This is a genomic window from Hymenobacter yonginensis, from assembly GCF_027625995.1.
Classification (GTDB): Bacteria; Bacteroidota; Bacteroidia; order Cytophagales; family Hymenobacteraceae; genus Hymenobacter; species Hymenobacter yonginensis.
In genome coordinates this window covers 4,081,306-4,094,841 of the sequence record NZ_CP115396.1, presented here as the reverse complement: position 1 = coordinate 4,094,841, position 13,536 = coordinate 4,081,306, and the positions used below count along the sequence as shown (strand labels likewise).

Sequence of the window (13,536 nt, the reverse complement as noted above, 5' to 3'; positions counted from 1 at the left end):
TGCATGACGTTCTAAAGGCTACTCCTGGTCTTTCTTTTTCACCATCGTCAGAATGGTAGCGACAGCTACGGTTTCGCCGGTTTCGTCGGACACGTCTACCAGCCAGCGCACGATGCCTTTGGCTACATCCTGCTCATCGCGCTTCTCCTGGGCTATTTTTTCCTTGACGGTGAGCTTCACGCCGATGGTCATGCCGGGGTAGACGGGCTTGGTGAAGCGGCACTCATCGAGGCCGTAGTTGAGCAGCACGGGGCCTTTGCGCGGGTCTACGAACATGCCGGCGGCCTTGCTGAGCACGTAGTAGCCGTGGGCCACGCGACCCGTAAACAGCGTGCCGTCCAGGGAAGTGGCGTCGACGTGGGCGTAGAAATTGTCGCCCGATACCTGCGCGAAGTTGGTGATGTCGGCCTCCGACACGGTGTGGCGGTGGGTGGTGTAAGTCTGCCCGATTTCCAGCTCCTCGAAGTAGTGCTGGAAGGGGTGCTTGTCCTTCTCGATCTGTTTGGCCTTGGGCTGGTACACCTGGGTGATGGCCGTAATCATGCTGGGCGAGCCCTGGATGGCCACGCGCTGCATGAAGTGCTCCACGCCGCGCAGACCGCCCATTTCCTGGCCGCCGCCGGCCCGGCCGGGGCCGCCGTGCACCAGCAGCGGCAGTGGCGAGCCGTGACCAGTGCTTTCCTTGGCAACCTCGCCGTTGAGCACCAGAATGCGACCGTGGTGCGTGGCCGCGCCCAGCACAAACTCGGTGGCGGTGGCGGGACTGTTGGTGGCCACCGAGCACACCAGCGACCCGCGGCCCATGTTGGCCAGCTCGATGGCTTCGCCCACGTTCTTGTAGGGCATCAGCGTGCTCACCGGCCCGAAGGCCTCGATTTCGTGCGAGTCGGTGAACTTGAACGGCTCGGAGTTCAGCAGCACAATCGGCGACATGAACGCGCCGGTTTTGCAGTCGCCGCCGATAACCTGTACGTTGTCCAAGTCGCCGTACACGATGGGCGTATTCTGGGCCAGGCGCTGCACCTGCTCGCGCACGCGCTTCACCTGATCGAGGCCGGCCAGGGCGCCCATGCGTACGCCCTCGGCCTGCGGATGGCCCACGGTGGTCTGGGCCAGGGCTTTGCCCAGGGCAATCTGCACATCTTCCACTAGGTTCTCGGGCACGATGATGCGGCGGATGGCGGTGCATTTCTGCCCGGCTTTGGCCGTCATTTCCTTGCGTACTTCCTTGATGAACAGGTCAAACTCCACGGTGCCGGGCACGGCGTCGGGGCCCAGCACGGCGGCGTTCAGCGAGTCGGCCTCCATGTTGAACGGCACCGACTCGGCCAGAATGCGCGGGTGGCCCTTGAGCTTGCGGCCGGTTTCCGCCGAGCCCGTAAACGTGACGACGTCCTGGTACGTGACGTGCTCGAGCAGGCCGTGGCCCGTGCCCACCACCAACTGCAGCGCGCCCTCCGGCAGAATGCCCGACCGGATGATTTCGCGCACTACGGCCTCCGTGAGGTAAGCCGAGGGCAAAGCCGGCTTCACGATGGCCGGCATACCCGCCAGCAGGTTCACGGCAATCTTCTCCAGCATGCCCCAGATGGGGAAGTTGTAGGCGTTGATGTGCACGGCCACGCCCTCCTTGGGCACCATCAGGTGGTGGCCCATGAAGTTGCCGGCCTTCGACAGCGCAATCGGGTCCGACTCGGCGTAGAACGGCGTATCGGGGAATTTGCGGCGCAGGGAGGCATTGGCGAACAGGTTGCCGATGCCGCCTTCGATGTCAATCCAGGAGTCAGCGCGGGTGGCGCCGCTGCGGTAGCTGAGGGTGTAGAAATCCTCCTTTTTGCTGTCGAGGTGCAGGGCTAGGGCCTTGAGCATGCGGCCTCGCTCGTGGAAGGTCATGCGGCGCAGCACGGGGTTGCCCACGCGGCGGCCGTAGTCGAGCATGGCCGCGAAGTCGAGCCCCTCGCCGTCGGCAATGGCTACCACCTCGCCGGTGGAGGCGTCGTAGAGTTCGTGCTGGTCGCCGGAGCCCGCCGTCCAGCGGCCCAGGGCGTAGTTTTCGAGTAGTTGTGCCATTGGTGGATTTGGAGGACCTCACCCCCTAGCCCCCTCTCCTTGGGGAGAGGGGGACTAGTTTTCTAGCTGGGCGGGTTGTGAGGTTTGTGGGTGGGAAGTTTGGGGTGTAGAGACGCAATATCTTGCGTCTCGTCATTGCTGAGGTTGTTGGGGTCGTGCGGTTTCGGGTCGTTCAACGGGAGACGCGAAGTGTCGCGTCTCTACATCGTGCTTGGGTTTCGCAAACTAACGCAAACGGCTCTTTTGTGCGTCGTTCTAACGTCGTCAACCACCCCTAACCCCTCCTTTCCAAGGAGGGGAACTAGCTCTAGAAAACTAAAAGCTAGTTCCCCCTCTCTTTTGGAGAGGGGGCTAGGGGGTGAGGTTACGCCCGCTCCAGCACTACCGCGTAGCCCTGGCCCACGCCGATGCACATGGTCACGAGGGCGTAGCGCTTGTGCTGGCGGTGCAGCTCGCGGGCGGCGGCGTTGAGGATGCGGGCGCCGCTCATGCCCAGCGGGTGGCCCAGGGCAATGGCGCCGCCGTTGGGGTTCACGCGCGGGTCGTTGTCGGCGAGGTGCAGGGCGCGCAGGCAGGCCAGACTTTGGGCCGCGAAGGCCTCGTTCAGCTCGATTACATCGATGTCGTTGAGGGTGAGGCCGGCCTTCTGCAGGGCCTGCTGGCTGGCCGGCACCGGGCCGATGCCCATAATGCGCGGCTCCACGCCGGCCACGCCCATGCTCACGATACGGGCCAGCGGCGTGAGGTTGTGCTGCTTGATGCCGTCTTCCGACGCCAGCAGCAGAGCTGCCGCGCCGTCGTTGAGGCCGGAGGCGTTGCCGGCCGTGACGGTGCCGGTTTTGCGGAAAGCCGGACGCAGCTTGCCGAGGCCTTCGAGGCTGGTGTCGGGCTTCAAAAACTCATCTGCGGCGAAAAGCAGCGGTTCGCCCTTGCGCTGCGGAATGGGTACCGGCGCAATTTCCTCGGCCAGGCGGCCGGCCTGTTGGGCGGCGGCGGCTTTCTGCTGCGAGTGGAGCGCAAACTGGTCCTGGTCGTCGCGGCTGATATGGTACTGGTCCACCAGGTTCTCGGCAGTTTCGCCCATGGCGTCGGTGCCGTAGAGAGCCTGCAGCTGGGGGTTGATGAAGCGCCAGCCGAAGCTGGAATCGTACATCTGCGAGTCAGTGCCGAAGCCTTTGCTGGGCTTGGATACCACTAGCGGGGCACGGGTCATGTTTTCCACCCCGCCCGAGATGAACAGGTCACCGTCGCCGCTGCGGATGGCGCGGGCGGCGGCAATGCTGGCCGAGAGGCCGGAGGCGCAAAGGCGGTTCACGGTTTCGCCGGGCACGGTGGTAGGCAGGCCGGCCAGCAGCAGGGCCATGCGGGCCACGTTGCGGTTGTCCTCGCCGGCTTGGTTGGCGCAGCCCAGCAGCACATCGGCCACGGCGGCGGGGTCGAGGCTGGGGTGGCGGCGCAGCAGCTCCCGGATGGCGTGGGCCGCCAGGTCGTCGGGCCGCACGGCCGAGAGCGTACCGCCAAAGTTGCCGATGGGCGTCCGGATTCCGTCGATGAGGTAGGCTTGGGTCATGGGGTGGGTGGGGTCGTTCTGGCGGTTCGCCTCACCCCCCGGCCCCCTCTCCGGAAAAGGAGAAGGGGAGCCGGACGATTGGGCAGTGCCAGTGGAAAGGAATGGTTTAGTTGGTTGGCTCTTACGTTCTCACAGCACCTCCTTGCTCGTCCGGTAGGCGGTGCCTTTGAACAGGGCCAGCGGGGTGTCGTGCTGGTTGGTGAGGCGCAGCTGGTACACCCCGATTTTGTGCTTGAGGCTTTCCTCGCGGGCTTCCACGGTGATGAGGTCATCGGGGCGGCCGGGTTCGAGGTAGTCGATGGTGGCGCTGAGGGCCACGCTCTGGCGGCCGTGGCTGTTGCAGGCGAAGGCAAAGGCCGAGTCGGCGGCGGCGAAGGCCACGCCGCCGTGCAGAATGCCGAAGCCGTTGAGCATCTCGGGGCGCACCCGAAACTGCAGACGGCAGTAGCCGGGGCCCATTTCCTGCACTTCCAGCCCCAGCCAGTGGCTGAAGGCGTCGTGCTGCAGCATCTGGTCTTTCACGGCTTCGGCGCGCTGCACGGCGGCGCTAGCGGGCGGCTGGCTCATGCTGGGCAAACGTGTGGCCGGAGCGGACGAGGCGGCGCAGCAGCGGGCTGGCGCGGTAGCGGTCCTCGTGGTAGTCGGCGTAGAGGTCGTCGAGGGTGGTCAGCACGTTCTGCAGGCCCAGCTCGTCGGCCCAGGCCAGCAGCCCTTTGGGGTAGTTTACGCCCTTGGTCATGGCCAGCTCCAGGTCCTGGCGGGAAGCTACATTCAGGGCCAGCGCATCGGCGGCTTCGTTAATGAGCATGGCCAGCACGCGCTGCACGATGTACCGGCCCAGGGCTTCGTCGCGGGTGGGTTCGGGCGGGGTGGCGCCGGGGCGGTAATCGTAGAAGCCGCGGCCCGATTTACGGCCGTAGTAGCCAGCCTCGAACAGGCGTTTCTGGGTGAAGCTGGGCTTGTAGCGCGGGTCGAAGAAGAACGAGGTAAACACCGACTCCGTGACGCGGTAGTTGACGTCGTGGCCGATGAAATCCATCAGCGCAAACGGCCCCATTCGGAAGCCGCCCAGTTCGGTCAGGGCCCAGTCGATGGTAGCCATGTCGGCCACGCCCTCCTCCAGCAGCCGGATGGCCTCGCCGTAGAAGGGCCGCGCCACGCGGTTCACGATAAAGCCCGGCGTGTCTTTGCACAGCACCGGCAGCTTGCCCCAGCTCTGCACCAGCTGGCGGATTTCCTCGGCCAGCCCAGCGCGGGTCTGCACCGCCGGAATGATTTCCACCAGCTGCATCAGCGGGGCCGGGTTGAAGAAGTGGATGCCGATAAATCGCTCGGGCCGCTGGCAGGCCGCCGCAATGCTGGCAATCGACAACGAGGACGTATTGGAGGCCAAAACGCAGGTTTCCGACACCACTAGCTCCACTTCCCGGAACAACTGTTGCTTCACGCCCAGGTCCTCCACAATGGCTTCCAGCACCAGCCCGCAGTCGGCAAACTGGTTGATGTCGGTGGTGGGCTGCACGCGGGCCGTAGCGGCTTCAGCCGCTTCCGGGGTGATTTTGCCTTTCTCCGCGAGCTTCTGCAATCCGCCACGGATGCCGGCTACGGCCCGTTCCAGCGCGGCCGTGTTCTGATCGAGCAGGCGCACCGGGTGGCCGGCCTGGGCCACCACCTGCGCAATCCCCGCCCCCATAGCCCCGCTCCCGATAATTCCGATGGTCATTCTTTTAGTGCTTAGTACTCAGGTGAACGGCGTAGAGACGCAATATTTTGCGTCTCGTCGTTGAACCGCCCGGAACCGTGGGGCTTAACAACATCAGCAATGATGAGACGCAAAATATTGCGTCTCTACGCCGTACAATACTTGTTCTACTGCCCCGTAAACGTCGGCTGGCGCTTTTCCATGAAGGCCGATACGCCCTCTTTGTAGTCGGCGGTGCTGCCGGCGCGGAGCTGGTAGTCCGCTTCGGCGCGCAGCTGCTGGGTGAGGGTGTTGGAGAAGGTGCCGTTGAGCAGCTGCTTGGTGTAGGCGAGGCCCTTGGTGGGCATGGCGGCCAGCTTACGGGTCAGGGCATCTACTTCGGCGTCGAACTGGTCGTCGGGGAAGGCCTTATAGATCATGCCCATCTGCACGGCTTCCGGGGCCGATACTTTGTCGCCGGTCATCATCAGGGCGGTGGCGCGTTGCAGGCCAATGAGGCGGGGCAGGAAGTAGGTGCCGGCGCTGTCGGGAATCAGCCCGATTTTGCTGAACGCCTGAATAAACGAGGCCGATTCGCGGGCCACCACGATGTCGCAGGCCAGGGCCAGGTTGGCACCCGCGCCGGCGGCCACACCGTTCACGGCCGCTACTACCGGCTTGTCCAGGGCCCGAATCAACTCCACGATGGGGTTGTAGAGCTGCTCCACAATCTCGGCTACCTCGGGGCTGTCGGGGCCGGTGATTTCCGCCAGATCCTGGCCCGCGCAGAAGGCTTTGCCGGTGCCGGTGAGCAGTACGGCGCGCACCTCGGGGTTCTGCTGGCACTCGCGCAGCCGCTGCTGTAAGGCCAGGGCCACTTCCTTGTTGACGCTGTTGAACACCTGCGGCCGGTTGAAGCGGATAGTGGCCACGCCGGCTTCGAGGGAGAAGAGTAGGGAGGAAGTTTCGGACATAGTTCGGGAGTAGGGTGGGACAGGATGAAAAACGGCCGTCATGCTGAGCGTAGCCGGAGGCGAAGTCGAAGCATCTCGCATGCTGACGTTGGATTACCGTTGCAACGTCAGCACGCGAGATGCTTCGGCAAGCGGACGCCAGATGGAGCATGACGTTCTTATACCAGTTGCATCACGCGTGGCACTTGAAGTAGTCGAACGGCTCCAGGCAGTCGTCGCACTGGTAGTGGGCTTTGCAGGCGGTGGAGCCGAACTGGCTGACTAAGTGGGTGTGGGTGGACTTGCAGAGCGGGCAGCGCACGGCCGTATCGGCCCCGAACAGGTTGAGGACGTGGCCGGTGGCGGTGCCATCCACGGGCGGGGCAATGCCGTAGTCTTCCAGCTTCTGGCGGCCGGCCTGGCTCATCCAGTCGGTGGTCCAAGCGGGGCTGAGCTGGTTGTGAATGTGCACCTGGGTGAGACCCTCGGCTAGCAGCCGCAGCCGGATTTCGGTGGCAATGGTGTTCATGGCTGGGCAGCCCGAGTAGGTGGGCGTGATGGTGACGTGCACCTGCTCGCCCTCCAGCCGCACCCCGCGCACAATGCCCAGATCCAGGATGCTGAGCACCGGCACCTCGGGGTCGGAAACCTCTTCCAGCAGCTGCCAGATCTGTGCTTCGGTGGGCATTACGTGGGGTTGGTAGGACATAGAGGATGAAAGTCAGAACGTCATGCTGAGCGTAGCCGGAGGCGAAGTCGAAGCATCTCTACCGCTTCGTCCTCACGACTGATGTAGTCAGCGGTAGAGATGCTTCGGCAAGCTCAGCATGACGGGCTAGTTAGTCTACCACTGCATGCCCGGATACGTCCGCTGCATGTATTGCAACTCGGCCAGCAGGTAGCCCAGGTGCTCGGAGTGGCGGCCGTCTTTGCCGCCTTGCTGGGCAAACACGTTTTCCGGCACGGGCAGGGTGGCTTCCTCGAATACGCGCGCAACGTGGGCGTGTATCTGCTGCTGCAGCGGGGCGTAGTCGGGCACGAGGCCGGCGGCTTGCAGGGTGTGCTCGGTGGCGGTGGGCGTGGTCAGCTCGCCGCCGAAGCGCCACAGGTTGCGGATGGCCTTCTCGATGCGCCGCCGGCTTTCATCGGTGCCGTCGCCGAGGCGAATCACCCACTCCGAGCTCCATTTGATGTGGTAGGCCGCCTCCTTCACCGATTTCTCGGCAATGGCTGCCAGGTGGGCATCGGGGCCCTGCTGGAGTTGAAGCAGCAGGTGGTAGTGGAAGGCGTCGTAGAGAAACTGCCGCACGATGGTGTGGGCGAAATCCTGGTTGGGCTGCTCCACCAGCAGCGGGTTGCGGTACTCCACGGCGGGCCGCAGGTAGGCCAGGTCGTCCTCGGTGCGGCCCTGGCCTTCCAGCTCGGCGGCGTACTGGTAGTAGCTGCGGGCCTCGCCCAGCAGATCCAGCGCAATGTTGGCCATGGCCAGATCCTGCTCCAGAATGGGGCCGTGGCCGCACCATTCGCTCAGGCGGTGGGCCAGAATCAGGCTGGTATCGGCCAGCTGCAACACGAAGGGCAGCAGCTGCCGCTGCGTTTCGGTGACAGTGGCCAGGGCCGGCGTGGGCGTGAAGTCGTCCGTCATCGGTTACATGTGCTTGATGGAATCCGGCACTTGGTAGAAGGTCGGATGGCGGTAGATTTTGTCGTTGGCGGGCTCGTAGAAAGCGGCCGCGTCGTCGGGGTTGGAGGCGTGCACGTGCGTGCTTTCCACCACCCAGATGCTCACGCCTTCGAGGCGGCGCGTGTACACGTCGCGGGCGTTCTGGATGGCCATGGCGGCATCGGCGGCGTGGAGGCTGCCCACGTGCTTATGGTCGAGGCCCTGTTTGCTGCGGATAAAAACTTCCCACAGCGGCCATTCTTGTTGCGTCATCATTTTGTGCTTAGTAGAACGTCATGCAGAGCGGAGCGAAGCATCTCGCGTGCTGACGCTGGAGTACTCTTGCAACGTCAGCACGCGAGATGCTTCGCTCCGCTCTGCATGACGTTCCTGAAAATCAAAGCTTGTCCCTACGCGGCCGACTTGGCCAACTCGCGGCCGGCGCGTTTGGCGGCGTGGGCCAGGGCGGCTTCGCGCACCCAGGCACCTTCTTCCCAGGCATCTACGCGGGCCTGCAGGCGTTCCTGGTTGCAGAGGCCGTTGCCTTTCACCACGTTCCAGAACTCCTCCCAGTTCACCTCACCGAAATCGTAGGCCTGGCGCTCCTCGTTCCAGCGCACCTTCTCATCGGGTACCGTGAGGCCCAGGAACTCGGCCTGGGGCACCATCATGTCCACGAATTTCTGGCGCAGCTCGTCGTTGGTGAAGCGCTTGATGCGCCACTTCATGCTCTGCTCGGTGTTGGGCGAGTCGGCGTCGGCGGGGCCGAACATCATCAGCGTGGGCCACCACCAGCGGTTGAGGGCTTCCTGGGCCATGGCTTTCTGCTCGGGCGCGCCTTCGCACAGGGTCTGCATAATCTCGAAGCCCTGGCGTTGGTGGAAGCTTTCCTCCTTGCACACGCGCACCATGGCGCGGGCGTAGGGGCCGTAGCTGGTGCGGCACAACGGCACCTGGTTCAGAATGGCGGCGCCATCTACCAGCCAGCCCACGCAGCCCATATCGGCCCAGCTCAGGGTGGGATAGTTGAAGATGCTGCTGTATTTGGCTTTGCCCGAGTGCAGGTCGGCCAGCATCTGGTCGCGGGTGGTGCCCAGGGTTTCGGCAGCCGAGTAGAGGTAGAGGCCGTGGCCGGCTTCGTCCTGCACCTTGGCCAGCAAGATGGATTTACGCTTCAGCGAAGGGGCACGGGTAATCCAGTTGCCTTCAGGCAGCATGCCGACCAGCTCGGAGTGCGCGTGCTGCGAAATCTGCCGGATCAGCGTCTTGCGGTACGCCTCGGGCATCCAGTCCTTGGGCTCGATGCGCACATCGGCATCAATGCGGGCCTGAAACTGTTCTTCCTGGGTGAGTTCTAGGGTTTCCATGCGCCTTCAACAAAGGTTAACTAACAATCGTTAGTTAAATGTAAGGAAAAATTTGGGCTGCTGGCCTGCAGCATCTTAAAAGAACGTCATGCTGAGCGAAGCTGAAAGCGTAGTCGAAACATCTCGCGTGCAGCAGTAATCAAATTAGTATTACAACGTCAGCACGCGAGATGCTTCGGCAAGCTCAGCATGACGTTCTATTTACGAGGCCATCGATTACTGGTCGAAATCCACCACTACCCGTTCTGAGGTGGGGCGGGCCTGGCAGCTGAGGACGTAGCCCTGGGCCACTTCCTTTTCGGAAAGCGAGTAGTTCACGTCCATTTCCACGGTGCCTTCCGTCACGCGGCAGCGGCAGGTGCTACACATGCCGTTTTTGCACGAATACGGCGCGTCGGCCCCGGTTTCGAGCACCGCGTCCAGAATCGTGTCGCCGTAGTACGACATTTCCAGCACGCGCTTCGTGCCTTCCAGCTGCACCGTTACCTGGCTGTGCTTGTCGTCTTGGCCGGCGGGGCGCTGGGCCTGCCGGGCGGCGGCTTTCTGGGCGCCAGCGGCCGAGGCAAACAGCTCGAAATGCACCTTCTCGGGTGCAACGCCGGCTTCCAGCAGTACGCTTTTCACCTCCAGAATCATCTCCTCGGGCCCGCACAGAAACACCTCGTCGATTTTCTGGGCCGGGATAATCTTGTCGAGGAACACGCGGGCTTTGGCGCCGTCGATGCGGCCGAACAGCAGGTCAGTATCACCCTGCTCGCGGCTGAGCACGTGGTACACGCTCAGGCGCTGCAGAAATCGGTTTTTCAGGCCCTCGATTTCTTCCTTAAAGATGATGGAATTGCGGCCCCGGTTGCCGTAAATAAGCGTCACGCGGCTATTGGGCTCGGTCAGCAGCACCGTTTTCAGGATGGACAGCACCGGCGTGATGCCCGAACCGGCCGCGAACAGCACGTACTGTTTGGCTTGGTCGGTGTGCAGTTCGGTAGTGAAATGGCCCATCGGCGGCATCACCTCCAGCTCGTCGCCCACGCTCAACTGCTGCACGGCGTGGGTGGAAAAGCGCCCTTCCGGCACCTGCTTGATGGCCACGCGCCACTCACCCTCCAGCGGGCTGCTACATATGGAGTAGCTGCGGCGCACTTCCTCGCCGTTCAGGTGCCGCCGAAACGTGAGGTACTGGCCCTGCCGGAACCGGAACGTGTCGCGCAGCTCGGCGGGCACATCCAGCGCCACGCTCACGCAGTCGGGCGTTTCGCGGGTGATGCTCTTGACTTTAAGCGTATGAAAGCGGCTCATTTTTTTAGTGCTTCGTGCATGGTGCATGGTGCTTAGTGACTGGGGCTTTGTCCGCTCTTATCTTCATTGCTAGAACGACCTAAGCACCAGGCACCAAGCACTAAGCCCTATAAATCCTGTTTCCTCAGCCCCGACAGGAGCATGGTGATGATGTTTTCTTCGAGCTCCTCGGCCGTGACGCCGCGGCCCGGGCGGTACCACAGTTCCACCCAGCGCACCGCCGACAGAATGGTAAACAGGGCCACCGACACGTTTACGGGCTGCAGCTCGCCGGCTTCGATGCCCTGCTCGATGAGGGCCGCGAAGCCTTTCTCGTAGTTCTTGCGGGCTTCCTTGAACTCGGTCAGGCGCGGCTCGGGCAGGTACTTCCAGTCGTTGTTGGCCACCGACACGGCTGCGCCGTCTTCAACCATCAGGCGGATGTGCAGGCGGATCAGGGCCTTGATCTTGTCGACGTACGAGGCTTCGGTGCGCTCAATCTCGGCCAGTTGCGAGATATAGGTATCGGAAACGTGGAAGCAGATGTGGTCGAGCAGCTCGTCTTTGGAGCTGATGTGGTTGTACATGCTGGCCGCCTCCATGCCCACCTGCGCGCCCAGCTCCCGCATGGAGGCACCGCTGAAGCCGCGGGCCTTGAACAGCTTGGCGGCTTCTTCCAGAATAATCTGGCGCTTATTGGACTTGGTTTTTTTGGCCATGAATGGAAAGTAGCACCATCTGCATGTAAGTGCTGAGCAGCCCGACAACCGTTTCACCCGGTCTAGGAAACCACCAACAACTCATTCGCAAGGCCATCAAAAGTACGTAGCGTTGAGCTCCAAACAAACATTCGTTAGTTGAACCACTTACAAAATTCCGGCTTTTGGCTTTCCACCTGATTTGTTCAAATATCTATAAACAAATCACTTACGTATTTATGAGAGATTATAAGTGAGTGAATACTCACCTAAAAAGCAGATACTCACCATGCCGGCCCGGATTCTTTGCTTAATATTGTTCCGGCTATCACACGGTGAATCCCCCCCGCCGGGTGGTAGCAAATTCCCACAGTGATTACCCGGACGTCTGCCCCACCCCGTCCGGTTCCTGTTCACCGAAAACCACATTCCCTGCTTCTGCGGGTTGAGAGTTGGTTATCGAATTTCTACCCCGGCCGAAGCGGATTTATTTCTGCTTCGGCCGGGCTGTTTTTGGGTGGTTTCGGTAGCGGCGGCGCTTTCCGGAGCCCGTGCGAGTTGCCGGTGGTTTCGCGCCTAGCGGCCGGGCGGCTACCTTCGTGGCGCTTCCCTCCTACTGCTGCCCGCCCATGCCCAACGGAACCCTGCTGCTCATCGACGACGAAACCAGCCTGCGCCAGATGCTGGCCCGGGTGCTGGAGCTGGAAGACTACACCGTGCTGCAGGCCCCCGACGCCCGCCGCGGCCTGGAACTGCTGCGCCATTACGCCGAGGACGTGCTGGTGGTTCTGAGCGACGTGAAGCTGCCCGACGGCTACGGCCTCGACCTGCTGCCGCGCTACAAGCAGGTGGCTCCGCTGGCCGAAGTCATTCTGATGACCGCCTACGGCACCATTCCCGACGGCGTGCGGGCCATGAAGGAGGGCGCCTTCGACTACCTCACCAAGGGCGACTCCGATGACCAGCTGCTAGTGGTAGTGGACCGCGCCGCCGAAAAAGCCCGCCTGCAGCGCCGCGTGGCCGACCTGGAAAAGAAAGTAGGCGCTCAGTACAGCTTCGACAGCATGATTGGCCGCTCCGGGGCGCTGCTGCAGGCCCGCAAGCTGGCCGAGCGCGCCGCCCCCACCGACAGCACTGTGCTGCTGGAAGGCCCCACCGGCGCGGGCAAAGAGCTGTTTGCCCAGGCCATTCACCAGGCCAGTCCGCGCCGCAGCAAGCCGTTTGTGGCCGTCAACTGCTCGGCTTTTCCCAAGGATTTGCTGGAATCGGAGCTGTTTGGTTACAAGAAGGGCGCGTTTACGGGGGCTTTGACGGATAAGAAGGGTCTGCTGGAAGAAGCCAACGGCGGCACCTTGTTTCTGGACGAAATCGGGGAGCTGGAGCTGAACGTGCAGGCCAAGTTCCTCCGGGTGCTGGAAACCCAGCAGTTCACCAAGCTCGGCGACACCCGCCCTACCAGCGTGAACGTGCGCATCGTGGCCGCCACTAACCGCAACCTGCGCCAGGAAGCCGAAGCCGGCCACTTCCGGCCCGATTTGTACTACCGCTTAGCCGTGTTTACGGTGCCGGTGCCGGGCCTGAACGAGCGGCGCGAGGACGTGCCGCTGCTGGCTGAGTACTTCCTCCAATTCTTTGCAGGCAAGCTGCGCCGCCGCCTGCGCGGCCTGGAGCCCGAGGTGCTGGAGCAGCTGCGCCGCCACGACTGGCGTGGCAATGTGCGGGAGCTGAAAAATGTGCTGGAACGCGCCGCCATCCTCGCCGATGGCGACACGCTCACCACCGACGACCTGCCCGCCGAGTTCCACTACCTGCCCGCCGCCCCCACCACCGACGAAGCCTCCGACAACAGCCTGCGCACCCTGGAAAAGCGCCAGATCCGCCAGGTGCTCCACGATACCGGTGGCAACAAGATGGAAGCCGCCCGCCAGCTCGGCATCGGTACCAAAACGCTCTACCGCAAGATTCAGGAGTATGGGCTGTAGAGACGCAACATCTTGCGTCTCGTCGTTGAACGACGCTGCCTGCGCGTCCCAGGGCTGAAGCCCTGGGACACAAGCACTCTACCAAACCGGGTTATTCTGACCGCCACACCGGGTCAGAATGACCCGGTTTTTTTGTGCCCGATGTGTGAGGCAGGCAAGAGGTGAAAATATTTCGACCTGATAATCAGGTCGATGTGATGAAAATAGTGGGTACTGGCCGGATGTGGGCCTGGATTGGCAAGAAGCCGCCCGAGCCATTCGTCGATTCGGCAAACGG

Annotated in this window: 12 protein-coding genes; 1 reads left to right on the top strand and 11 read right to left on the bottom strand. The window is 62.8% G+C overall.

Going from position 1 to position 13,536, the window contains the following annotated elements; all coding sequences use genetic code 11:
- Window positions 1–18 precede the first annotated feature (18 nt).
- From paaZ to O9Z63_RS17610, 11 genes are all read right to left on the bottom strand, one after another.
- Window positions 19–2,070: a phenylacetic acid degradation bifunctional protein PaaZ gene (gene paaZ / locus O9Z63_RS17660; protein ID WP_187317368.1), complete on the bottom strand. Its 2,052-nt coding sequence runs from the start codon at window positions 2,068–2,070 to the stop codon at window positions 19–21.
- Window positions 2,071–2,434: 364 nt separating this feature from the next.
- On the bottom strand, window positions 2,435–3,640 hold the full coding sequence (pcaF, locus tag O9Z63_RS17655; RefSeq protein ID WP_270126686.1) for a 3-oxoadipyl-CoA thiolase: 1,206 nt from the start codon (window positions 3,638–3,640) through the stop codon (window positions 2,435–2,437).
- 129 nt (window positions 3,641–3,769) lie between these two features.
- A complete protein-coding gene (gene paaI / locus O9Z63_RS17650; protein ID WP_270126685.1) occupies window positions 3,770–4,207 on the bottom strand; it encodes a hydroxyphenylacetyl-CoA thioesterase PaaI in 438 nt (145 codons plus the stop codon).
- Window positions 4,188–5,363: a 3-hydroxyacyl-CoA dehydrogenase NAD-binding domain-containing protein gene (locus tag O9Z63_RS17645; protein WP_270126684.1), complete on the bottom strand. Its 1,176-nt coding sequence runs from the start codon at window positions 5,361–5,363 to the stop codon at window positions 4,188–4,190. The genes paaI and O9Z63_RS17645 overlap by 20 nt, the downstream gene beginning before the upstream one ends.
- Before the next feature lie 146 nt (window positions 5,364–5,509).
- Window positions 5,510–6,295, bottom strand: coding sequence for an enoyl-CoA hydratase-related protein (locus O9Z63_RS17640; protein ID WP_270126683.1), 786 nt, complete (start codon window positions 6,293–6,295; stop codon window positions 5,510–5,512).
- Between the two features lie 172 nt (window positions 6,296–6,467).
- Window positions 6,468–6,983: a 1,2-phenylacetyl-CoA epoxidase subunit PaaD gene (gene paaD, locus O9Z63_RS17635; RefSeq protein WP_270126682.1), complete on the bottom strand. Its 516-nt coding sequence runs from the start codon at window positions 6,981–6,983 to the stop codon at window positions 6,468–6,470.
- 135 nt (window positions 6,984–7,118) lie between these two features.
- Complete coding sequence (paaC, locus tag O9Z63_RS17630; RefSeq protein WP_270126681.1) at window positions 7,119–7,919, bottom strand: 1,2-phenylacetyl-CoA epoxidase subunit PaaC; 801 nt, start codon at window positions 7,917–7,919, stop codon at window positions 7,119–7,121.
- A gap of 3 nt (window positions 7,920–7,922) precedes the next feature.
- The gene (gene paaB / locus O9Z63_RS17625) at window positions 7,923–8,213 is read right to left on the bottom strand and encodes a 1,2-phenylacetyl-CoA epoxidase subunit PaaB (protein ID WP_408613550.1); all 291 of its coding nucleotides are present in this window, start codon (window positions 8,211–8,213) and stop codon (window positions 7,923–7,925) included.
- A gap of 134 nt (window positions 8,214–8,347) precedes the next feature.
- A complete protein-coding gene (gene paaA, locus O9Z63_RS17620; RefSeq protein ID WP_044001582.1) occupies window positions 8,348–9,304 on the bottom strand; it encodes a 1,2-phenylacetyl-CoA epoxidase subunit PaaA in 957 nt (318 codons plus the stop codon).
- A gap of 216 nt (window positions 9,305–9,520) precedes the next feature.
- Window positions 9,521–10,600 (bottom strand): 1,2-phenylacetyl-CoA epoxidase subunit PaaE, encoded by a 1,080-nt coding sequence (gene paaE / locus O9Z63_RS17615; protein ID WP_270126679.1) that lies wholly within the window; start codon window positions 10,598–10,600, stop codon window positions 9,521–9,523.
- Between the two features lie 107 nt (window positions 10,601–10,707).
- Window positions 10,708–11,298: a TetR/AcrR family transcriptional regulator gene (locus O9Z63_RS17610; RefSeq protein ID WP_044015044.1), complete on the bottom strand. Its 591-nt coding sequence runs from the start codon at window positions 11,296–11,298 to the stop codon at window positions 10,708–10,710.
- A 608-nt stretch (window positions 11,299–11,906) separates the two neighbouring features.
- Between O9Z63_RS17610 and O9Z63_RS17605 the strand changes: the two genes are divergently transcribed.
- A complete protein-coding gene (locus O9Z63_RS17605) occupies window positions 11,907–13,259 on the top strand; it encodes a sigma-54-dependent transcriptional regulator (RefSeq protein WP_270126677.1) in 1,353 nt (450 codons plus the stop codon).
- Window positions 13,260–13,536: the final 277 nt, after the last annotated feature.